The following is a 21,767-nucleotide window of genomic DNA, read 5'->3' as shown; positions in this document are numbered from 1 at the left end:
AGGAGGAATGATGGCCGAGGTCACAGATGACGTTATGTGCGGCTTGTTTCAGCCGTGCTACGCAACAGCGGCGCCGGCGTAAACAAATGGAAGCGGGATTCCACACAGCGGAAAAGCGAATCTTCAAGACCCGTTCCCAGGCAGGTGCCGGCCCGAATTGCGCCTTACAAAGCCCGGCGGCGGTTGCCGGCTACATTTTGCGGGCACAGCAAAAGACCCCGGTTCCCTCTCTTCAAAGGGAACCGGGGTCTTCACTGCGTGGCGGTGACGGTGGGATTTGAACCCACGTTGGCTTTTACACCAAACAACATTTCGAGTGTTGCACCTTCGGCCGCTCGGACACGTCACCAACCTGAATAGGGTACCGGAGCAAGGCCCGCATCCCCAAAACGGCATGCTTCGCACCCCCAGGGATGCAGTCCCACGCGGTCACGCCGGGACGCATCTTCCCGGACATCGGGGCCGGGCACTAGATTCATAAGCAAGATGAGTACTTTCCAGCAGCACGCCGAAGCAACCGCATATTGGACCGTGGGCCCCGGGCAGGGTGAACTGCGCAGCGAGAAGCTGCCTGCCCCCGGCCCGGAGGAGGCACTGGTGCGCTCGCTGTACTCAGGCATCAGCAAGGGCACCGAACTCGTGGTCCACCAGGCCGCCGTCCCGCCCTGCGTCGCCGAGGAGATGCGCGCCCCGCACCAGGAGGGTTCCTTCCCGTCGCCGGTGAAGTTCGGCTACCTGTCCGTGGGCGTGGTGGAGCAGGGCCCGGCGGACTGGGTGGGCCAGACCGTGTTCTGCCTCCATCCGCACCAGGACCGCTACGTGGTCCCGGTGTCCTCGCTCACCCGCGTTCCCGACGGCGTCCCTCCCCGCCGCGCGGTCCTCACCGGCACCGTGGAAACGGCCGTGAACGCGCTTTGGGAGGCGGGGCCACGGCTGGGCGACCGCGTCGCCGTGATTGGCGCCGGCCTGGTGGGCGGAATGGTGGCCACGCTGCTGCGAACATTCCCCCTCGGCCGGCTCCAGCTTGTTGACCTTGACCCCGCCCGCAAGGACCTCGCCGACTCGCTGGGCGTGGACTTCGCACATCCGGACGACGCCCTGGGCGACTGCGACATCGTGTTCCACTGCTCCGCGTCCGAAGGCGGCCTGGAACGCAGCCTGAAGCTGGTGGGGGACGAAGGCGAGATCATCGAAATGTCCTGGTACGCCGACCGGAAAATCACCATCCCGCTCGGCGAGGACTTCCACGCCCGCAGGCTCTCCATCCGGGCCAGCCAGGTGGGCGCCGTGGCACGGGCCCGCCGGCACCGCCGCACCACCGCCGACCGGCTGGAACTGGCCGTGTCCCTGCTGCAGGACCCGGTGTTCGACGCCTTCCTCACGGGCGCCTCCAAGTTTGCCGAGCTGCCCGGTGTGGTCCAGGACCTGGCTGGCGGCCGGCTCGAGGCCCTCTGCCAGGTGATCGAATACCCCGCCGCCGGCTCTGCCGCAGCCGCTCCCGTCACCGAAAACCACGACACCACAGAAAACGCGAGGTAACCATTGTTCAGCCTGACCGTACGACGCCACTTCATGATCGCCCACAGCCTTCCCCGGGAGGCGTTCGGGCCCGCCCAGGGCCTGCACGGCGCAACCTTCGTGGCGGAGGTGACGTTCCGCCGTCGTGCACTCAACGACGACGCCATCGTGCTGGACATCGGCGCCGCAGGCGGCATGATCGAGGAGGTCCTGGCAGGGCTCAACTACCGCAACCTGGACGAACACCCGGACTTCGCCGGGAAACTGAGCACCACGGAGGCGCTGGCGCAGTACGTCGCCGGCGCCGTCGCAGAACGCCTGAGAGACGACAAAGACGGCCGGGAACTCGCCGGCCTGGACGTCACCCTGCGGGAAAACCCCGATGCCTGGGCGAGCTATTCCATCGAGTTCGACCACCGCTAAGACCGCCATGCTGCCTCAGCCGCCGGCCATCCGGCTCCTGGTTCCCGGAAACATCCGCCACAACTCAGGCGGCAACGTCTACAACGCCGCGCTGGCGCAGGGCCTCGAGCATCTGGGCGCCGAGGTGACCATCCAGCCGGTCGCCGGCTACTGGCCGGTGGGCAGCAAGGAAGAACGACGGCGGCTGGCCGGCTTTCTCACGGCAGGCACCACCGGAGGAACCAACACCGTCACCATCGTGGACGGACTGGTGGCTTCCGGCGCCCCTGACGCGATGGAGGCGGCCGCCGCCGGCGGCCACGCGCCATGGGTCCTGCTGCACATGCCGCTGGACGAAAACCCGGACCTGGAAGTCCGGGCGCTCCGGGCGGCTGCCGGCGTGATCTGCACCAGCGGTTCGGCCGCCGCCGAGATCACGCGGCGGCACGGCCTGGCCGGCGTCCGCGCGGCGCTGCCCGGAACCGAACGCGGCCAGGTGGCCGCCGGATCCAGGCCGCCGCGCCTGCTTGCCGTGGCGGCACTGCTCCCCAACAAGGACCAGCTGATCCTCCTCCGTGCGCTGGCGGGGCTGCTGGACCTCGAGTGGACGGCGGCCCTCGTCGGATCGGACACGGCCGACACCGACTATGCCCGCCAGGTCGCAGCGGCGGTGGAGCAACACGGCCTGGGTGAGCGGGTGCAGCTTCCGGGCGAGCTGACCGGCGAAGCCCTGGAGCAGCAGTGGCACGCCGCCGACCTGAGCCTGCTGATCTCCAGGGTGGAGGCTTTCGGCATGGCAGTCACCGAATCCGTGTCCCGCGGGATACCGGTCATCGTCCGGGCCGGCACCGGAGCGGTGGAGGCGCTGGGGCTCGGCGCGGAAGCCCCGTCCGGGCCAGCGGACGGTGAGTCGCCCGCCCTGCCCGGCGCCACCGTCGAACTCGAAGACTCTGCCGACGGGGACCCGGAGCCGCTGGCCGTCCTGCTGCGCAGCTGGCTCACGGACCCCGCATTACGTGCCGAATGGCGCCGGCGTGCCCTCGCCGGCCGGGAACTCCTGCCCGGCTGGGACGCCACTGCCCGGCAGGTGCTCGGCTACGTGGCGCCGGAAGCATCGCATGCCGCCATTCCTCGCAACCGCCTGCTGATGGAGAATGAGGCATGACCAGCCACGTCCCGTCTGCCGCCACCGTGGAATCTGCCACCGCCCTTACCCCGGAGTTCCTCCGTGCCTGGGCCTGGCACCGGCAGGGGCTGGACGGCACGCTCGACGGCCGCACGTCCCAGGAGGTGCTCGCCGCCGCGGGCTGGGCGAGGTCCGTAGGCGGCGCCAACCCGTACCTGACCCTCTTCGCCCGCGCAGGAATCCGCCGCGGACAGGTGGACACGGACGTCCGCGAGCTCAGGATCCACGAACTGCCCACCGCCCGCGGCTGCACCTACGTGCTGGGCCGGGAGGACTTCGACTGGGCGCTGAGCCTGGGCAAAAGCGCTGAGGAGGCCTTCCGGGTGCTGGCCAGGCTCGGCGTCGACCGCGGCGAAATAACCTTGCTGGAGGAACAGATCCTGCACGTTCTCGGCGAAGCGGACGGTCCGCTGGATCCCCGGCAGCTCAAGGACGAGCTGGGGGAGTCGGTCCGGAACCTGGGCGAGGAAGGCAAGAAGAAGGGAGCCGCCACCACGCTGCCCACCGCGTTGGGGCTGCTGCAGGCGGACGGCCGGATCCGCCGCGTGCCGGTCAACGGGCGGCTGGACCAGCAGCGCTACGCCTACACGCCGTGGGGCCTGCCGCCCAGCCGGCTCGGCCCCGAAGGTGCCCGCGAGGAGCTGATCCGCCGCTACCTTGGCTGGACGGGTGGCGCCACCATCAAGCAATCCCAGTGGTTCACCGGCTTCACCCTCACCGACAGCAAGGCGGCGCTCGCCGCCGTCGGGGCCGTGGAGGTTCCCACCGCCGCCGGCGACGTGCTCTGGATGCTGCCGGCCGACGTCGAGCGCCTCGCCGACTTCAGCCCCCCGGAAGGGGAACAGATCCAGCTGTTGGCCGGCACCGATTCGATCGTGCTGCACCGCCGGAACGCGGGTGATCTCTTTGCCGACGAGGACAGGGACCGGAAGCTGCTGAACACCACCCTCGCGCTGCAGGCGGACCTGCCGGACCACCCCATCTTCGACCGCGGCAGGATCATCGGACTCTGGCAGTACGATCCCGGCCGCGAACGGATCGCGGCCTGGCTCTTTGCCGGCCGGACGCCCGCCGTCGAACAGCGCATCGCCGAGGTGGAGACCTGGATCCGGGAGGACCTGGGCGACTTCCGCTCCTTCAGCCTCGATTCGCCCGCGTCCCGGAAGGAGCGGATCGACGCTCTGGACGGCGCCGGCTAAACGGCGAAGTCAGCTGGGCCGACTGCCGGTGCGGTGCGCCGCGAAGAACTCCCGCAGCATTGCGCCGCATTCGTCCTCCTGCACGCCGGCGTAGACCTCCACCCAGTGGTTCAGGCGGCGCTCCCGCAGAATGTCGAACACGGAGCCCGCCGCCCCGGCCTTCTCATCCCAGGCCCCGAACACCACACGGTGGATCCGGGCCAGGACGATCGCTCCGGCGCACATGGCACACGGTTCCAGGGTCACCACCAGCGTGCAGTCCTCCAGCCGCCACCCGTCGCCGCTGCCGCCGTCGAGGGCAGCGCGTTCCCGCAGCCGCGCGGCGGCCTCGCGGATGGCCACCACCTCGGCGTGCGCGGTGGGGTCGCCGAGGGCCTCGCGCTCGTTGCGTCCGCTGCCCAGGACCGTCCCGTCCGGACCGATCACGACGGCGCCGATCGGGACGTCCTCGGTGGCCAGGGCCCGCCGGGCTTCTTCGAGGGCAAGGCCCATCCATTCCAGGTGTTGCGGATCTGCCGGGGCCATGGGTCAATGATAGTTTCGAAGGATACTTAGCATCGGACAACGCAAGCGCCGGGAGTAACGATGAAGTCCCTGACTGAGCGGTACGGCAGGTGGCTGGGGCCCTACGCGGCCCTGTGGATCACCCTCATCGTCGGCGGCTTCATGGTGGTTACCCTGACGCTGCTCAGTGCCGAGGTGTACAACAGTGTCGTGGACCAGGACGGCGTCTCGGGCCTGGACAAACCCGCCCTCCAGTTGGCCAAGGAGTTCCGGAACCCCGCCCTCGACTCAGCGGTCACGGCCTTCACGAACATCGGCGGCGGCATTGGCATGCCCATCCTGGCGAGCATCCTCGTTGCCTGGCTGATCTACGCCAGCCGGAGCTGGCGGCCGCTCATCCTGGTGGGCGGCGCGGCGGCCGTCTCCGTCACGGCCACCAGCGTGGGCAAGACGCTGCTGGGCCGTACCCGTCCTGACCACATCGACGCCGTTCCCCCCTTCGAATTCTCGCCGTCGTTCCCCAGTGGGCACACACTGAACACCACGGTGGTGATCGGCATCGTGGTGTACCTGGTGTGCCTGGAGTTCCGGAAGACATCGGCACGGGCATGGGTGATCGCCGCCGGCGCGGTGTTCATCATCGCCATGGGACTGAGCCGCGTATTCCTGGGCCACCACTGGCTGACGGATGTGATGGCAGCCTGGCTGATCGGGGCGGCCTGGATGGGCGTCGTGATCCTGGCCCACCGGCTGTTCCATCACTTCCGCCGTCGGGAGCATGCGGGCCCCGCACCCACGTTCGAACATCCCGCCCATATCAAAGGCAGCAAGGCGGACCGGGCGGAGCGCCTTCAGGGGACTTCCGATGCCGGGGGAGAAGCCGGAACCAGGGGCAGGGAGCCAAGCGCCGGGTGATAGTTTTGACCCATGCGCACACTCGTCGTGGACCATCCGCTGGTCGCCCACAAGCTCACCGTCCTGCGGGATAAGAACACCCCGTCGCCGGTCTTCCGCCAGCTCACCGAGGAACTGGTCACGCTCCTCGCCTACGAGGCCACCCGCGACGTCCGCACCCAGCCGGTCACCATCGAAACCCCGGTATCCACGACGGTGGGCACCGCGTTCACCAAGCCCACGCCGCTGGTGGTTCCCATCCTGCGCGCCGGGCTGGGCATGCTCGAGGGCATGACCAAGCTGGTCCCCACAGCCGAAGTTGGTTTCCTGGGCATGGCCCGCGACGAGGAAACCCTGGACATCATCACCTACGCGGAACGGCTGCCGGACGACCTCTCCGGGCGGCAGATCTTCGTCCTCGACCCGATGCTCGCCACTGGCGGCACGCTCCGGGAGGCCATCAAGTTCCTGTTCAAGCGCGGAGCCGCCGACGTCACGTGCATCTGCCTGCTGGCCGCCCCGGAGGGCTTGGCAAAGCTGGAGGAGGAACTCAGGGACGCCAACGTCACCATCGTCCTCGCCTCCATCGACGAGAAGCTGAACGAGAAGGCCTACATTGTGCCGGGCCTGGGCGACGCCGGCGACCGGCTCTACGGCATCGCCGGGTAGACCCCCACCAAAGTCCACCCGCGGAGGTCTTCCGCAGGGCAGCGCGCCCCGGCTAGCCTGTGCACCATGGACTGGAAACTTGAACTCGTCTTCGTCCCCGTGTCCGATGTGGACCGCGCCAAGGACTTCTACGTCAACAAGGTCGGTTTCAACGCCGACTACGACGAGCGGCCCATGGACGGCATCCGCTTCGTCCAGCTGACCCCGCCTGGTTCGGGCTGCTCGATAGCCATCGGGGAGGGCCTCAACGATGCTCCTCCGGGCACGGCGCCCAGCCTTCAGCTGGTGGTCAGCGACATCAACAAGGCCCACGACCAGCTCAAAACGAACGGCGTGGACGTCAGTGACGTGGACGTCCAGGACTGGGGCCACTTCGTCTACTTCGCGGACCCCGACGGCAACAAGTGGGCAGTGCAGTACCTGCCCAACCGGCCGAACGGCTAATGCCGAACGGCGCGCCTGCGGACCGGATAAGGCAGGATGGAAGCCATGAGCCTACCTGCCGAGTCCGCCACCATCACGCTGACAGCCCGTGCCGTTCTGTTCGACATGGACGGCACGCTCGTTGATTCCACGGCCATCGTGGAGCGCGTGTGGACAGAGTTCGCCGGGCGCTACGGACTTGATATCGAGGAAATCCTCCGCACCTCCCATGGGGTTCAGGCGCTGGACACTGTCCGCCGCTTCGCGCCGGAGGGCGCCGATATCCACGCCCTGGCTGCCGAGCTGGGACACATGGAACTGACAGAGACCGACGGCATCGTCGCGGTGCCGGGTGCGCTGTGGCTGCTGGAGTCGCTGCCGGCCGACGCCGTGGCCCTGGTGACGTCGGCGTCACGCGACCTCGCCACCGTCCGGATGGCGGCGGCAGGGGTGGAGCTTCCGGCGGCGATGGTCACCTCCGAGGACGTGTCCCGCGGCAAGCCGCATCCCGAGGGCTACCTGCTTGGCGCGTCACTGCTCGGGGCCGACCCAGCGGAGGCGGTGGTGTTCGAGGACGCCCCCGCCGGCATCGCCGCAGGAGTCGCCGCCGGCATCCGGACCGTCGCGGTGGGCCCGAACACCGGCGTCCTTCCCGACGGCGTGCTGCACATTCCGGACTACACCGCCGTCACCGCTACGGTTGAAGCCGGCGAGGACGGGCGCCCGGCGATCTCGCTGCGACTGTAGCCTGCGCCCGGCTGAACCCGTCAGGACAGGTCATACACCGTGGCGCCACCGATGGTTTCGGCCTGGAAGGTGGCCGCCACCCACTCCGAGATGCGCGCCGCGGCGTCGGACCCGGTTTCACCCTGCATCATGCTTCCGCCGATGAAGTAGTGGATCTTGCCGTCCGCCACGAGCTGCTGGAACTCCTCCAGCGTGGGGGCAGGATCGGTCCCGTTGAAGCCGCCGACGGCCATGACCGGCAGTTCGGCGGCAAGCTGGTAGCCGGCCGCATTGTTGGAACCCACGACGGCGGCGGCCCAGGTGTAGTTTGCCGCGTCCGTCTTCAGCGCGGTCACCAGGATGTCCGGCGGCGTGCTGGTACCCAGCAGGCCGCCCATGCCGCCGCCTCGGCCGCCGCATCCGCCGGGTGCCCGGGTGGCATTTGCCGTGCCGGGATTCGCGAGCGCGCCCGGGCCGGCGAGCGCTCCCTGCCTGCCAAGGTTCCCCAGCCCGGCGAAGTTGCCGCGGGTTCCCGTTGTTGCTGCGGGCCCGGCGCTGACGATCGCGCCGGAATGTGCGGTAGCCGCCGTGGTGATTGAGTAGGCCAGCGGTGCGGCGAGGGCCGCGCCGACCGCGGCAGCCGCCGTCGTACGCCGCAGCGCCTTGCCGGGCGAGCCGGCGGGTGCGAGCGGAAGCAGCAGCAGGACCACAGCCATCAGCGCCAGGATCAGCACTACCCACCGGAGCCACGGGACGTAGGCGGGGGAGCGGCCCAGCAGCTGGAAGGCCAGGGCGCCGGCGACTGCCACGGCGGCGGCGAGCGGTACCGCGGCGGCCGGCAGGGAACGGCGCTGCCAGAGCAGGACGCCGCCCAGACCCGCGAGGCCTGCGATTCCGGGTGCCAGGGCCACCATGTAGTACGGATGGATGATGCCGGCCATGAAGCTGAACGTCAGTCCGGTGACCACCACCCACAGGCCCCAGATCGCCACCGAGGCCCGGACAGCATCGGTCCGCGGCGCCCGCCTGCCGATCCACAGCAGGGCTCCCGTCAGGATAAGGACGGATGGCAGCAGCCAGGCGATCTGCCCGCCGAACTCGCTGTTGAAGAGCCGCGGCAGCCCGGGCGTGCCCCAGCCGCTCCCGCCGCCGACGCTGCCGGTCTCGTCGCCGTTGAGCCTGCCCAGGCCGTTGTACCCAAGAGTCAGTTCAAGGATGGAGTTGGTCTGCGAGCCGCCGATGTAGGGTCGGTTTGCCGCGGGGATAAGCTCGACGGCGGCCAGCCACCACCCGGCCGAGACCGCCAGTGCCGCTCCGGCGCCTGCCAGCTGAAGCAGCCGCTTCCCGGGACTGGCCGGGGCGGCGAGCAGGTAGCCTGCCGCCAGTCCCGGCACCACCAGCAGTACCTGCAGTTGCTTGGTCAGGAAACCAAGGCCCAGGAACACGCCCGCCAGCAGGAGCCAGCGGAAGCGCACATCCTGGATGGAGCGCAGCACGGCATAGGCGGCCGCCGTCATGAGCAGCACCAGCAGCGCGTCTGGGTTGTTGAAGCGGAACATCAGGGTGGCCACCGGCGTCAGGGCCATCACCGCCCCGGCCAGCAGGCCGCTGAGGTGGGCCAGCCGGTCGTCTCCGGTGGCGGGCCTGGCGGCGCGGCGCACGGCCAGGTAGAGCAGCCACGCCGTGGCCACGCCCATCAGCGCCTGCGGCACCAGGATGCTCCACGGGTTCAGTCCGAAGAGGCGGACCGAGAGACCGGTGATCCATAAGGCGGCCGGCGGTTTGTCCACGGTGATCGCGTTGGCGGAGTCGGACGAGCCGAAGAACCACGCCGTCCAGTCCTGCGATCCGGCCTGGGCGGCCGCCGAGTAGAAGGCGTTGGCCCAGCCGGAGGCGCCCAGGTTCCACAGGTAGAGGACTGATGTGCCGAGCAGGAGCGCGGCAAGTTCCAGCCGGGAGCGCAGCTCCGCCCGGGACGGCAGCTCCGCCCGGGACGGCCACTTCGGCCGTGACCGCAGCGGGGCCTGTGGCTGGCCGGTCAGGGGTTGCCCGGTCTGTTGCTGCCTGGTCCGCTCCGGCCCTGCACGCAGGAACCCTCGCCGCAGAAGCCCGAGGCGTCGGATCCGGCCTTCGGCTGTTGATGGGGAACGGGGAATGGTGTCGGTCATGGTTGCCTATTTGGTCAGCTTGTAGACGGTGGAGTTGCCAACGGTCTGCGCCTGGAAGTTGGCCGCAACCCAGGTAGCCACCTCGGAGTTGCCGCCGCGTCCGCCGCCTCCGCCCATCCCGCCGCCGGAGATGAAGTAGCCGATCTCGCCGTTGGCCACCATCTCCCGGAACTGCGCGAGGGTGGGGTAGGGGTCGCCGCCGTTCCAGCCGCCGAGGGCAATCACGCTGGTGCCCGTGGCGAGTTCCAGGCTGGCTGCCTGGCTGGCGCCGGAAACAATCCCGGACCACTTTGCGGTGCTCTCCTTGAGCAGCGCCGTGAGTTCGGAGTTCGCCGTGCCGGCGCCGTCGGGACCCATGGCACCGCCGGGGAAAGTACCGCCCGGAGCCGTACCATCGGGAGCGTTGCCTCCGAAAGCAGTGCCGCCGTCGGTAGAACCGTTGGGTGCCGGCCCGGATCCGTCAGCCAGCCCTGAGTCGGAGGTTCCCGGCCCGGCAAAGCCGGCGCGTCCGCCCGGTCCGCCCATCGCGGAGGCGGTGGGGCCCGACGTCGGGATCGATCCGGAGTGGGGCTGGGCTGCCGTGGCAAAGGTCCAGGCAGTGCTGCCCAGCCCGCCGGCCAGCAGAGAAACCGCCACGACGGTTGCCGTTGCCGTCTTGCGGAACCGGGCAGGAACCGCTTTGAGTGAATCGAGCCCGAGCAGCAGCGCGGCTGCGGCCAGCACACCGAGGATCACCACGGCTACCCTGATCGAGGGCAGCCACGTGGCATCGCGCCCCAGGAGCACCGGGGACCAGGCCGATGCCGCCAGAACCGCGGCTGCCAGGGTAATCCGGGCGGGCAGGTGGGCGCGGCCGCGCCACAGTTCCACGGCGCCCATGCCCACGAGCGCGGCAATAGCGGGGGCCAGCGCAACGGCGTAGTAGGGATGGACGGTGCCGCCCATAAAGCTCAGGATCCCGGCGGTGACCAGCAGCCAGCCGCCCCAGAGGACCAGGGCCGCGCGGGTACGGGAGGTGCGTGCCTCGCGGCGGGTAAACCACAGGCCCGCGACCAGCAGGATCAGGGCCGACGGAAGCAGCCAGGACACCTCGCCGCCGAAGCTGGTCCCGAACATCCGGGTGATCCCTGCGGCGCCGCCAAAGCCGATATTTCCGCCCATGCCGCCACCACCACCGGGCATGCCGCCACCGCCCATGCCGCCTTCGGATCCGGTGATGCGGCCCAGGCCGTTGTAGCCGAAGGTCAGTTCCAGAAAGCTGTTGGTCTCGGACCCTGCCATGTAAGGCCGGGCCGACGCAGGCGTGAGCTGGAACAGCGCGATGTAGCTGCCGGCCACCAGCACGATGCCCCCTGCGGCGGTGAGCAGGTGCAGGAAACGCCTGCCGAGCGTGGTGGGGGCTGCCCAGAGGTAGGCCAGTGCGAGGCCGGGAACGATCAGGAAGCCCTGGAGCATCTTGGTCAGGAAGGCCAGGCCGATCACCGCGCCCGCCGCCGCCAGCCACTTCCAGCCGGCCTTTTCAATGGCCCGGGTGGTCAGGTAGGCGGCCAGCACCAGGCACAGGGTGAGCAGCGCGTCCGGGTTGTTGAACCGGAACATGAGTGCGGCCACCGGGGTCAGCGCCAGCACTCCGCCGGAGAGCAGACCCGCCGCGGGGCCGGAGATTCGTTTGACCGTGAGGTAGAGGAGTCCGACGGCGGCCACGCCCATGAGTGCCTGCGGCACCAGCATGCTCAGCGGCGAGAAGCCGAACACCCGGCCCACGAGGGCCGGAATCCACAGCGCCGCCGGGGGCTTGTCCACGGTGATCGCGTTGCCGGCGTCGAGGGAGCCGAACAGCAGCGCCGTCCAGTCCTTGGTGCCTGCCTGGATGGCTGCCGCGTAAAAGGAGTTGGCGTATCCGGTGGCTTCGAGGTTCCACAGGTAGAGCACCGCGGTGAACGCCAGCAGGGCCGAGGCCGAGGGCCGGATCCAGCGGGGCTGGTTTCCCAGCAGCAGCCGGGATGCCCTGCCGGCCCGGCGGCTCCGCTGCGGCACGGCTTCGTGGCTGGCCCGATCGTCGGACCCAGCCGGCACGGGGTGCGCGGCGCCTACCGACCCGTGCCGCTGGGTATGGTCCGTAGTCTGGTTTGGGGGAGTGGCGGTGGTGCTCATGACTGTGCCGTTTCTGTGGTCGGGTCGAATGCCTGCGGGAGGGATGCCTCGGACGCGGCAGGATCTGCGGGAGCGTTGGTGGTGGACGCGGCAGGGTCTGCGGGAGCGTTGATGGTGGACGGGGCAGGGTCTGCGGGGACTGGCCGCCGCCGGAAGACCCACAGCCGGAACAGCAGGAACTTCACGGCCGTGGCCGCGAGGTTCGAGCCGGTGACGGTCGCGAGCTCAAGCCAGCGGTCCGGCGTCGTGCCTCCCGGCAGTGCGCCGCTGTGGACCAGGGCGAGCGCGCCGGAGGTAAGGGCGAGCCCGATCCCGAAAACCAGCAGCCCTTCAAAGTGGTGGCGGGCAACACCGGTGGTGCCGGCGATGCCGAACGTGAAGCGCCGGTTCGCGGCGGTGTTGGCCACGGCCGTGCTGAGCAGGGCCAGCAGATTGGCCAGCTGCGGGTCCACCAGGTTGCGGCAGAGATAGAAGAGGACCAGATACGCCAGGGTGGAGGCCACGCCGATGGTGCCGAACCGCACCAGCTGGCCGAACAGGCTGCCGCCCGGACTCTGCTCCTGGCTGCGTGAGGCGGCGGGAAGGGGGCCGCGGGCCAACGCAGCGCGGAGTTGGGCGACCGGGATGCGGCCGGTGACCATGTCCTTGCTGAGCCGGGCCATGCCCCGCATATCGGCGAGGGCCGTCTGGACGATGTCCACGCTGGAGTTCGGGTCGTCGGTCCAGTCCACCGGCACTTCGTGGACGCGGAGGCCGCACCGTTCGGCGAGGACCAGGAGTTCGGTGTCGAAGAACCAGGCGGTGTCCACGGTGTGCGGCAGGATCCGCCGGGCGATGTCGGCGCGGATGGCCTTGAAACCGCACTGCGCATCGCTGAAGTGGGCGCCCATCAGGGACTGCAGCATGAAGTTGTAGCTGCGGGAGATGAATTCGCGCTTCGGCCCGCGGACCACCCGGGAGCTGCGGGTCAGCCGCGTGCCGATGGCCAGGTCGGAGTGGCCGGAGATCAGCGGGGCCAGGAGCGGACCCAGTGCGGCCAGGTCGGTGGAGAGGTCCACGTCCATGTAGGCCAGGACCGGCGACGGTGAAGCCAGCCAGACTTTCCGCAGGGCGTTGCCGCGGCCCTTCTCCTCGAGGTGCACCACGGTGACCTCGCGGAGTTCCCGGGCCACGCGTTCGGCGGCGTTGAGCGTGCCGTCGGTGCTCGCGTTGTCCGCAACGGTGATGCGGAACGGGTGCGGGAACGTGCCGCGCAGGTAGGCGTGGAGCCGGCGCAGGCACTCCTCCAGGTCGCGCTCCTCGTTGTAGACCGGGATGGTCACGTCCAGCACCGGTGCCGCGGTGGAGGTGTCGATGGGCGACCGCCGCGTCTGCCTGATGAGGGTCTGCACCGGGGCGTGTCCGGCCGCGACGGCGCCATGGAGCGGGTGTGGCTGGGTGTGCAGCGGTGGGTGCGGCTGGGGTCCGGAGGCCTGGTCAGTGATGGTCATGCATCAACAGTGGCGGCCGCTGTTATGAGGGTTTTAGGGCCTAGCTGTGTGGGGGCTGTGGAAGTGTTTCTGCAGGTGATTGCCGCATTTCTGCACCACTTTGCCCGCCGCGGGAAGCGTGTGGACAGCAAAAGGGCCCCGGATCCTGGCGGATCCGGGGCCCTTGGCGCTTAGGCCGGGCACCCTAAAGCGGTGCAGAAATGCTCGCCGTCAGCCGGTCCGGCCGCGGCAACCGGTCAGTACCAGTTGTGGGCGAGGTGCCAGTCCAGGGCGCCGCACGGGGAGCCGTAGCGCTCCTTGATGTAGTCCAGGCCCCAGTTGATCTGGGTGCGGTAGTTGGTGCGGTAGTCCGCTCCGGCGGTCGCCATCTTCTCGGCGGGCAGTGACTGGACGATGCCGTAGGCGCCGCTGCTCGCGTTGGTGGCCGTCGTGCGCCATTCCGATTCCTTGGTCCAGAGCCGCTTCAGGCACTGCATCTGGTCTGCGGACCAGCCGAAGGAACCCAGCTTGCTGGCCGCGTAGGCCTGGGCACCGGCGGGATCGTTCAGGGCAACAGGCGCAGCAGCCTTCGCGGGGGCAACCTTGGCGGCCACCTTGACGGCGGGCGCGGGGGCGGCCTTGGCAACCGGAGCGGCCTTCGGTGCAGCTTTGGTGACCGCCTTCGGGGCAGCAGCCTTGGTGGCCTTGGGGGCCGCAGCCTTGGGGGCCGCAGCCTTGGCGGTGGGCTTGGTGGCGGACTGCGGAGCGACGGACGCTGCGGACGGGGCCGGCAGGGCGGAGATCAGCGTCTTGTCAAAGCTCAGCGTCTGCCCGGCGTCGGCGGTGGCTGCGGTCGTCTGGGCCGCCGTAGGCGCAGCCTGGTCGGCCGCGTGGCCTGCGGCGCCGACGCCAACGAGCACGGCGGCGGCGGTGGTCAGGACGGCTGCCCGGCGGCCGAAGGACGGAAGGCCTGCAGCGAAGCGGCCAAGTGCAGTCTTGGGCTGGGCCGGCTCTGCGCGGTGGCGTGAAATCGTGCTGCCAGGCTTGTGCGAGGCGCGTTCAGGGCGCGCCTGAGTCATAAATTCAGACATGGTGGATTGCCTCTCAACACCTGCGGAGTTAGCTGTCGGGTTCGGATGAGGTCATCCGGCCGCACGGAAAATTCACGTGTCGGCTTCACCCCAAGGGCTGATGCGGAAAGCCCGGGACTCTGGTTCCCCCGCCTCTGCCTGATCTAGCGGAATCCGGGAAGCGGCAGAGCTGGGCGTCAATCCGGACATGCGGCTCTAGTGGCGGCCGCACCATATCGACGGTACAGGAGGCTTTTGATTAAGTCACATTTAGGTAACGGGAATCACGACGACGGCGCGGTGCCTTGCGCGGGCAGGCGGACGGCAAATTCCGTCCGGCCGGGCCGGGAGGTGACCTCCACCGTGCCGCCGTGCGCTTGCACGATGGACTGCACGATGGACAGGCCCAGGCCGCTGGTTCCCTCCGCCGAGGCGGTGCCCGGTTCTCCGTGCGAAGCCCCTGATTCTCCCCGCGAATCCGCGGTACGGAGGGCCATTGCGCCACCGGCCGCAGAGGCTTTCGCTGCCGCGGCCGCCGGCGCCAGGGGCGACTGCGCCGGCGTCGCACGTGAGGCGTCTGCGCGGGCGAAGCGCGCGAAGACCTTGTCCACGAATTCGGGAGGGATGCCGGCGCCGTCGTCCGTGACAGTAATCACAGCGCTGCCGTCGGCCGAGCGCATCACGCCGGTGGTCACCGTGGTGCCCGGCGGGGTGTGCTTGCGGGCATTGGAGAGCAGGTTCACGAGGACCTGGTGCAGCTGGGAGGCATCGCCCCGGAGGGACACCGGTTCCTCGGGAAGGTCGAGGTGCCACGCCCGGTCCGGTGCCATGACTTTTTCGTCGCTGACGGTCTCGATCACCAGCTGCGTGAGGTCAACGTCGCTTAGCTTGAGCGGCTGGCCCTCATCGAGCCGGGCAAGCAGCAGGAGGTCCTCCACCAGGGCGGTCATGCGCTCCGACTGGCTCTGCACGCGGGCCAGCGAGCGCTGGCCGTCCGGGGTGAACTTTTCGGTCATGCGCATCAGCTCGGTGTAGCCGCGGATGGCCGTGAGCGGTGTCCGGAGCTCGTGTGAGGCGTCCGCCACGAACTGCCGCACCTTCATTTCGCTTTCCTGACGGGCCTCCAGCGCGTTGGAGACGTTGTCCAGCATCTGGTTCAGGGCGTGCCCGACGCTGCCCACTTCGGTTCCGGGGTGGGCGTTCGACGGCGGGACGCGGACGGCGAGTGCCACCTCACCGGCGTCCAGCGGCAGGCGCGACACCTGCGTGGCCACCTCGGAGAGCTGCTCCAGCGGCTTCATGGTGCGGCGGATGAGCACCGTCCCGGCCAGGCCGATCAGCACGAGTCCGCCCAGCGAGACGATGGTGATGGTCCAGACCAGTGACGTCAGGGTGCTCTGCTTGTCTGCCAGGGGAAGCCCGGTGACCATGACGTCGCCGTAGGGTGTCTGGGCGGCAACAAGACGGTAGGCCCCGGTGGACAGGGTGCGGTCGACGGGGATGCCGTCGCGGCGGAGCTCCAGAAGGGTCTGGTTGTCTGCGGCCGAGAGTGTTTTGCGGGTGGCGTCGGAAGCGAGGAACCCGGCGCTGACTTCCCCCGACTGGATCCTGGCCACGAGGGTGCCCACCCGCTGGCCCCGGCCTTCGAGGGGATCAGGCTTGTTGCCCGCGGATCCGAGCGGTGGCCGGCCAAAGTCCCGGGCCCTGTCAGCGGCTCCGGTGAGTTGGTCGTCGAGCTGGCGGGTCAGGAAGGAATCCATCGAGGCGTAGCTGAAGAGGCCGATGGCAGCGCAAATGGCCACCAGGAGAGCCATGGCCACGAGGACCAGGCGGGTGCGCAGGTGCCAGGTGCCGGGCTTCAGCCAGCTTCGGCGCTGGGTACGGACTGCACCGGAAAGGTTTGCCACGGCCTACTCTGCCGGTTTGATGACGTAACCCGCGCCGCGGACCGTGTGGATCATCGGCGGATGCACGGCATCCACCTTCTTGCGCAGGTAGGAGATGTACAGCTCCACGATGTTGGCCTGGCCGCCGAAGTCGTAGTTCCACACCCGGTCCAGGATCTGGGCCTTGCTGACCACGCGCTTGGGGTTCTCCATGAGGTACCGCAGCAGCTCGAACTGGGTGGCGGTCAGCTGCAGCTCGTCGCCGGCGCGGGTGACCTCGCGCGTGTCGAGGTTCAGGACCAGGTCGCCCACTACGAGTTCGGCGGAATCCATGGCGGCCACGCCGGAGCGCTGGACCAGCCGGTGCAGGCGCAGCAGGACTTCCTCCATGCTGAACGGCTTGGTGACGTAGTCGTCGCCGCCCGCGGCGAGGCCCACAATGCGGTCCTGCACCGCGTCCTTGGCAGTGAGGAACAGCGCCGGGACTTCCGGTGCGAAGGCGCGGATCCTGCCCAGGAGCTCGACGCCGTCGAACCCGGGAAGCATCACGTCAAGCACCAGCACGTCCGGGCGGAACTCCTTGGCGAGTTTCACGGCCTCGGGACCGTCGGCGGCGACGGCGACCGACCAGCCAGCCATGCGCAGGCCCATGCTCATGAGCTCGGCGAGGCTCGGCTCGTCGTCGACCACCAGGGCGCGGATGGGGGATCCGTCCGGGTGGGTCAGCTGGGGAAGGTTGTTGGTCATGGAGTGCGAAGTGGCCATGTGACAACTCTCCGTTCTGGTGTTTAGCCGCCGCTTTGGCAACCCTGTGCGCCGGCTGTGAATCCCAGCCTAGCGAGCTGAAAGGCGCTGAGTACGGGTTTTTCAGGTCACAGCCATGGCTCTTGCGCCGCACAGGCCAATCACAGGATGGCTTTCCAGTCTGGAACGGACACTTCCGCACCCCTAAGGAGATAGCAATGAGCGGACAGCAGCACACACCTGTTCCAGAAACCACACCACGGCCTCCGGCGCCGCAGCCGGAAGGGCATTCCCCAGGGTGGGGCTTTGGCGGGGGAAGGCCGACGCCGGCTCCCACGAACGCTGTCCCGGCATCTTCCGCTTTTGCCGGCGGGGCCCAGCCTCCCGCCGACAGCGGCGCCGGGGCCGGCTGGGGAGGACCAGCGTCGGCGGGCGGCGCCGGTTGGGGAGGACCGCCGTCGGCCGGCAAAACCGGGGGACCGGCGGCAAACGGCAAGCCGTGGACGATGAAGCGCGGGCTGGTCGTAGCCGGAGCGGCCACGGTGCTGGCCGCTGGCGCAGGAGCCACCGTGTACGGCCTGGGCAGCAACGCTGCCGCCGCCGGCGGAACGGCCGCAGGAGCCCAGGGCGGACTGGCCCAGGGCGGGTTGGGCCAAAGCGGTGCCCAGGGTGGCCTGCCACAGGATGGCGGGTCGATGGGTGGCCCGGGCGGCATGCAGGCGCCGGGCAGCGGAACCCTGCCGGGGCAGGGAGGCGACTTCGCGCCCAACGGCCTCGGCGGCATGGGCAGCGGAGTCTCTGCTGCTGTCCATTCGGAGTACATCGTCGAGGAGAACGGGGAGTACGTCACCAAGGTGGCTCAGCTCGGCACTGTCTCCGCCGTTTCCTCCGGTTCGGTCACGGTGAAGAGTGCCGACGGTTTCACACGCACCTACACGCTCAGCGGAGACACGGTGGTGGGCAGCATGCTGCAGAGGCGCCAGCAGTCGGCAACCGGCGACCTGACAGTGGCCGACATCGTGGCCGGAGCCACCGTGCGGATTGTGGCCGGCAAGGACGGCGCGGCGTTTCCGGCGGAGAGCGTCCAAGTGAGCGCCACCACGGGATCCAGTGGCAGCACGCAGTCGGGCGGTAGCAGCGGCACGGGCCAGACCAGCTGATTGTCTGGCCGGGCTGATTGTCTGGCCGGGCTGATTGGTACTGGAAGGCGCAGCGCCCGCGATATCCGGGCGCCGCCGCCGTCGTTCATTCGGATTTGACCACAGCCCAAACCCGCGCTTGGACAAAAATTCCTGCTCCGGACTGCGTCATAGCTGGACAACTGGCTTATCGCGGCTGCGGGGTTCTGGCATTTCAAATGTCATTGAATATTCAGCGCGAATTTACCGGGAAATCGAAGAAGATTCTGCATGAGCAGCTTTCCGACCGTCCGTTCGGGAAAAAGAATCAAAATATGGGCCGCTCGCGAAACTGTGATTTATCACACAAACAGGCCGTTTGTCTCAGTATGCGGACAGTTCCGTCCATTGTTACTTGCAAGTTTTCATTGTTACGTTGCACACTTTCAAATGTGAACAAGAACTCAACAGCACCTGCAGCCGCAGAATACTGGCCCAGCACACCCGCTGCTGCCGACATGCGCTGTTGTCGAATGCACGCCTAACTTTCACCACCCCACGAAGTTTTTAGGCATTCGCCCCCAGCCCAGCGTAGGGCGCCCCTCCCCAGAATCATTGCGGGGACCCCAGCATTCGAGCCGCGATGACGGCCATTCACATTGAGGTAAGCAAACATGACCGTTGCATCCGGATACGTCCACATCTCCGTCCGTAACGCCAACAAGGCGGGCCAGGCGCAGGGACTGCGCCAAGGATTCGGCGCCCGCCCCGCTTTCGCTCCCGGAGGCCAGACCAACAGCATTCCCGCCGCTCCCGGCTACGCGCCGCAGGGATACAACCCGAACTCCTACGGCCAGCTGCGCGCGGTGCAGGCTGAGGAAGCCGCGCCGCTTACCGCGCCCACTCCTCTTGTGGCTCCGGCGGCCACCGCGCCGGTCCGCCCCGTTCCGAACGATAACGTGGCCCGCGGGTTCGTCCTGTACATGGGCATTGACGAGGAGACCGCGGCCGCCGCAGGCACCTCGATCGCCAAGCTTGCCCAGGAGATCCGGGCCTACGCCCAGTCGCTGGTTACCGGTGCCGAGAGCTACGCCGCCGTCGCTGTGGCCCCGGCCAGTGCGCCCGGCTCGGCGCTCGACGTCGTCCGTTCCACCTTCGGTGACCCCACGGTCAATGCCCGGCAGCGCACCGAGACCGCCCGCGTGCAGCCGGCCCAGGACCCGCGTCCCTCCGGTGTCCTGATCGATCTTGCCCGCCGTGAAGTGCACCTCGACGGCGAGTCCCTGAACCTGACCTTCAAGGAATTCGAACTCCTCAACTACCTCGTGGAGAACGGCACCCGCACCGTGGGCCGCGACGAACTGCTCGAGGGCCTGTGGCGGAACGCCGAAGAAGTGCCGAATGAGCGCACCATCGACGTCCACATCCGCCGCCTCCGCTCCAAGCTGGGCCGCCTCGCCAACACCGTGCGCACCGTCCGCGGCCAGGGCTACCGCTTCTACGAGCACCCCGAGGTCGTTGTCTGGGCTGCCCCGGAGTACTCGATCTAGTACCTCACCAGCAGTGCCCTCGGCTGCTAGTAGGGTGAGTTCATGAGTGCGCACCATAAGAAGCGGCTGGTCCTGATGCGCCACGCCAAGGCCGACTGGCCGGGCGGGGTGGCGGACCATGAGCGTCCCCTGGAGGAGCGCGGCCACCGCGAGGCCCCGCTTGCCGGTAAATGGCTGCTCAAGCACAACATCGTCCCGGATTTCATCCTGTGCTCCAGTTCGCTGCGGACCCGGCAGACGTGCACGTGGGTGTGTAGCGAACTCGGCGAGAAAGCCCCGACGCCGAAACTTGAGGACGGCCTCTACGCCGCCTCCGCGCTGCGCATGCTTGCGGTCATCAACCACGTGCCGGACACCGTGACCACACTGATGGTGATCTCCCACATGCCCGGCGTGCAGGACCTGGCCATGCATCTGGCATCGCGCGACTCCAACCACGACGCGTACATGGATGCTGCCACCCGCTTTCCCACCAGCGGTCTGACGGTGCTGGAGACGGAAAAGCCCTGGGCTGAACTGGATGGCCAGGACGCCAAGCTCACGCACTTCAAGGTCCCGCGGGCACACTAGCCGCGCGCCCTTGCGCGGACGAGTAGGCTTGTCCCCAGCGTCGTCTAGTGGGGAAGTGCCGCCATGCTCAACTCTGTATCTGCCCGGTGGCGGGCCGTTGCCCGGCGGTGCGCTGCCGCCGTCGTCGTTCTCCTGATGCTTTCCGCCGGGGCGCAGCAGGCAACTGCGGCGCCCTCCGGTGAGCTGCTGTCCACGCAGGTGGTGTCGAACCCCGCCAATGCGTGGGTCCTGGTGAACAAATCCCGACCGCTGAATCCACGCCAGTTCGCGCCGTCGGACCTCGTCGGCTGGAGCGGCACTGGCCATTTGCTCCGGCGCCAGGTCGCAGGCGCCCTGGGCCAGCTGTTCGCGGGGGCGCGTGCTGCGGGTTATTCCCTGGAGGTCATCAGCGGTTACCGGTCGTACGCATCCCAGAGTGCCCTGTACAACTCGTACGTGCAGATGTATGGGCAGGCTTACGCCGACCAGATTTCGGCCAGGCCGGGATACAGCGAACACCAGACCGGGCTGGCGGTGGACGTCGGCAATGCTGGCGGCGCCTGCGGGCTGACGGATTGCTTCGGGACCACTCCCGGCGGCCGCTGGGTGGCGGCGAACGCCCACCGCTACGGCTTCGTCGTGCGCTATCCGCAGGGCTACTCAGGCATCACCGGCTACGCGTATGAGCCCTGGCACCTGAGGTTCGTGGGCGTTCCGCTGGCCACCGACATGAAGAGCCGCGGCATTCCCACCATGGAACAGTACTTTTCCGCCAAGCCCACCATCAGGAGCGGTGCCGACGTGCTCGCCGCCGACTCCAGCGGCGTGCTGTGGTCCTATCCAGCCAATGGCAAGGGCGGCTTCGGCACGCGCGTACGGATCGGACCGGGCTGGTCCGGCCTGAAGGCCGGCTTCGTCGCTGACTGGAATGCCGACGGCGTGAACGACATCGTGGCCCAGTGGAGGACAGGAACCCTCTCCGTTTACCGCGGCAAGCTCTCCGGCGGGTTCCTCAGCGCTGTCCGCGTGGGCAGCGCCGGATGGCAATCAATGAACATCACGGTGGGGAAGTGGCACAACGGCCAGCGGTACCCGGGCGTGGTGGGCGCCGCGGCGGACGGCGCCATGTACTTCTACCCGAACGCCACGGGCGGTGCCCTCGGCGCGCGGCTCCGGCTCGGGCAGGGATTCCAGGGCATGAAACTGACCATGGCCGACTTCGACAACGACCGCCGCCAGGATCTGCTGGTCACCAAAGCGTCCGGCGAGCTCCTGCTGTACAGGTCCGACGGCGCCGGCAAGTTTGTTGCCGAACCCCGCCGCCGGGTGGGGACAGGCTGGAATGCGCTGGTCCAGTCCCACGCGTCGTTCGGGTTCCAGGGGCCGGGGACCCGCGGTCTCACCTCAAAGACCACCGACGGGCGCCTCGTGTACTACAGCCTTGGCAACAGCCAGTTCACGGGTCTCCGGGCTGTCGGGCCGGGCTGGCAGTCATACAACATCTTCCGGTAGCCGGCGGCTTCCGGAAGCTGGCGGGC

Annotated in this window: 19 protein-coding genes, 1 tRNA gene and 1 riboswitch; of the genes, 12 read left to right on the top strand and 8 right to left on the bottom strand. The window is 68.6% G+C overall.

From position 1 onward, the window contains the following. Positions 1-259: 259 nt before the first annotated feature. Positions 260-349, bottom strand: a tRNA-Ser gene (locus ACFVTE_RS00365). 137 nt (positions 350-486) lie between these two features. Between ACFVTE_RS00365 and ACFVTE_RS00360 the strand changes: the two genes are divergently transcribed. The 4 genes from ACFVTE_RS00360 to ACFVTE_RS00345 are packed head-to-tail and all read left to right on the top strand — an operon-like array spanning position 487 to position 4,305. Then, on the top strand, positions 487-1,539 hold the full coding sequence (locus tag ACFVTE_RS00360) for a zinc-binding alcohol dehydrogenase (protein ID WP_387095298.1): 1,053 nt from the start codon (positions 487-489) through the stop codon (positions 1,537-1,539). Positions 1,540-1,542: 3 nt separating this feature from the next. Continuing rightward, the gene (locus ACFVTE_RS00355; protein WP_387095295.1) at positions 1,543-1,941 is read left to right on the top strand and encodes a 6-pyruvoyl tetrahydropterin synthase family protein; all 399 of its coding nucleotides are present in this window, start codon (positions 1,543-1,545) and stop codon (positions 1,939-1,941) included. Between the two features lie 7 nt (positions 1,942-1,948). Further along, the gene (locus tag ACFVTE_RS00350) at positions 1,949-3,085 is read left to right on the top strand and encodes a glycosyltransferase family 4 protein (protein WP_387095292.1); all 1,137 of its coding nucleotides are present in this window, start codon (positions 1,949-1,951) and stop codon (positions 3,083-3,085) included. Continuing rightward, positions 3,082-4,305 (top strand): DNA glycosylase AlkZ-like family protein, encoded by a 1,224-nt coding sequence (locus ACFVTE_RS00345; RefSeq protein WP_387095289.1) that lies wholly within the window; start codon positions 3,082-3,084, stop codon positions 4,303-4,305. Before ACFVTE_RS00350 ends, ACFVTE_RS00345 begins: the two co-directional genes overlap by 4 nt. 9 nt (positions 4,306-4,314) lie before the next feature. Here the strand turns inward: ACFVTE_RS00345 and ACFVTE_RS00340 are convergent, their stop codons facing one another. After that, positions 4,315-4,830 (bottom strand): nucleoside deaminase, encoded by a 516-nt coding sequence (locus tag ACFVTE_RS00340; RefSeq protein ID WP_387095286.1) that lies wholly within the window; start codon positions 4,828-4,830, stop codon positions 4,315-4,317. Between the two features lie 60 nt (positions 4,831-4,890). On the opposite strand from ACFVTE_RS00340, the gene ACFVTE_RS00335 reads away from it, so the two are divergent. The 4 genes from ACFVTE_RS00335 to ACFVTE_RS00320 all read left to right on the top strand — a co-directional run bounded on the left by ACFVTE_RS00335 (position 4,891) and on the right by ACFVTE_RS00320 (position 7,542). After that, entirely contained in the window at positions 4,891-5,724 is an 834-nt protein-coding gene (locus tag ACFVTE_RS00335; RefSeq protein WP_387095284.1) for a phosphatase PAP2 family protein, read from the top strand. Between the two features lie 12 nt (positions 5,725-5,736). Beyond that, positions 5,737-6,372, top strand: a complete 636-nt coding sequence (upp, locus tag ACFVTE_RS00330) for a uracil phosphoribosyltransferase (RefSeq protein WP_387095281.1) — start codon at positions 5,737-5,739, stop codon at positions 6,370-6,372. 66 nt (positions 6,373-6,438) lie between these two features. Continuing rightward, entirely contained in the window at positions 6,439-6,816 is a 378-nt protein-coding gene (locus ACFVTE_RS00325; protein ID WP_387095278.1) for a VOC family protein, read from the top strand. Positions 6,817-6,861: 45 nt separating this feature from the next. Further along, positions 6,862-7,542, top strand: coding sequence for an HAD-IA family hydrolase (locus ACFVTE_RS00320; protein WP_387095275.1), 681 nt, complete (start codon positions 6,862-6,864; stop codon positions 7,540-7,542). A gap of 20 nt (positions 7,543-7,562) precedes the next feature. Here the strand turns inward: ACFVTE_RS00320 and ACFVTE_RS00315 are convergent, their stop codons facing one another. The 6 genes from ACFVTE_RS00315 to ACFVTE_RS00290 form a co-directional block, all read right to left on the bottom strand. After that, positions 7,563-9,689, bottom strand: a complete 2,127-nt coding sequence (locus ACFVTE_RS00315; protein ID WP_387095272.1) for an ArnT family glycosyltransferase — start codon at positions 9,687-9,689, stop codon at positions 7,563-7,565. A gap of 6 nt (positions 9,690-9,695) precedes the next feature. After that, entirely contained in the window at positions 9,696-11,843 is a 2,148-nt protein-coding gene (locus tag ACFVTE_RS00310; protein WP_387095270.1) for a glycosyltransferase family 39 protein, read from the bottom strand. After that, entirely contained in the window at positions 11,840-13,333 is a 1,494-nt protein-coding gene (locus ACFVTE_RS00305; RefSeq protein ID WP_387095267.1) for a glycosyltransferase, read from the bottom strand. Before ACFVTE_RS00305 ends, ACFVTE_RS00310 begins: the two co-directional genes overlap by 4 nt. Positions 13,334-13,569: 236 nt before the next feature. Beyond that, positions 13,570-14,403: a hypothetical protein gene (locus ACFVTE_RS00300; RefSeq protein ID WP_387095264.1), complete on the bottom strand. Its 834-nt coding sequence runs from the start codon at positions 14,401-14,403 to the stop codon at positions 13,570-13,572. Between the two features lie 5 nt (positions 14,404-14,408). Beyond that, positions 14,409-14,572: riboswitch (cyclic di-AMP (ydaO/yuaA leader) on the bottom strand. A gap of 94 nt (positions 14,573-14,666) precedes the next feature. Beyond that, positions 14,667-16,289: an ATP-binding protein gene (locus ACFVTE_RS00295; RefSeq protein ID WP_387095261.1), complete on the bottom strand. Its 1,623-nt coding sequence runs from the start codon at positions 16,287-16,289 to the stop codon at positions 14,667-14,669. Positions 16,290-16,292: 3 nt separating this feature from the next. Beyond that, the gene (locus tag ACFVTE_RS00290) at positions 16,293-17,033 is read right to left on the bottom strand and encodes a response regulator transcription factor (protein WP_387095258.1); all 741 of its coding nucleotides are present in this window, start codon (positions 17,031-17,033) and stop codon (positions 16,293-16,295) included. Positions 17,034-17,518: 485 nt separating this feature from the next. On the opposite strand from ACFVTE_RS00290, the gene ACFVTE_RS00285 reads away from it, so the two are divergent. From ACFVTE_RS00285 to ACFVTE_RS00270, 4 genes are all read left to right on the top strand, one after another. Next, positions 17,519-18,172, top strand: a complete 654-nt coding sequence (locus ACFVTE_RS00285; RefSeq protein ID WP_387095255.1) for a hypothetical protein — start codon at positions 17,519-17,521, stop codon at positions 18,170-18,172. 632 nt (positions 18,173-18,804) lie between these two features. After that, entirely contained in the window at positions 18,805-19,680 is an 876-nt protein-coding gene (locus ACFVTE_RS00280) for a winged helix-turn-helix domain-containing protein (protein ID WP_387095253.1), read from the top strand. A gap of 42 nt (positions 19,681-19,722) precedes the next feature. Continuing rightward, the gene (locus ACFVTE_RS00275) at positions 19,723-20,250 is read left to right on the top strand and encodes a SixA phosphatase family protein (RefSeq protein ID WP_387095250.1); all 528 of its coding nucleotides are present in this window, start codon (positions 19,723-19,725) and stop codon (positions 20,248-20,250) included. 63 nt (positions 20,251-20,313) lie between these two features. Next, the gene (locus tag ACFVTE_RS00270; RefSeq protein WP_387095247.1) at positions 20,314-21,741 is read left to right on the top strand and encodes a D-alanyl-D-alanine carboxypeptidase family protein; all 1,428 of its coding nucleotides are present in this window, start codon (positions 20,314-20,316) and stop codon (positions 21,739-21,741) included. Positions 21,742-21,767: the final 26 nt, after the last annotated feature.

This window comes from Arthrobacter sp. NPDC058097 (genome assembly GCF_042884885.1).
Lineage (GTDB): Bacteria > Actinomycetota > Actinomycetes > Actinomycetales > Micrococcaceae > Arthrobacter.
This window is presented reverse-complemented; position numbering and strand designations above follow the sequence as displayed.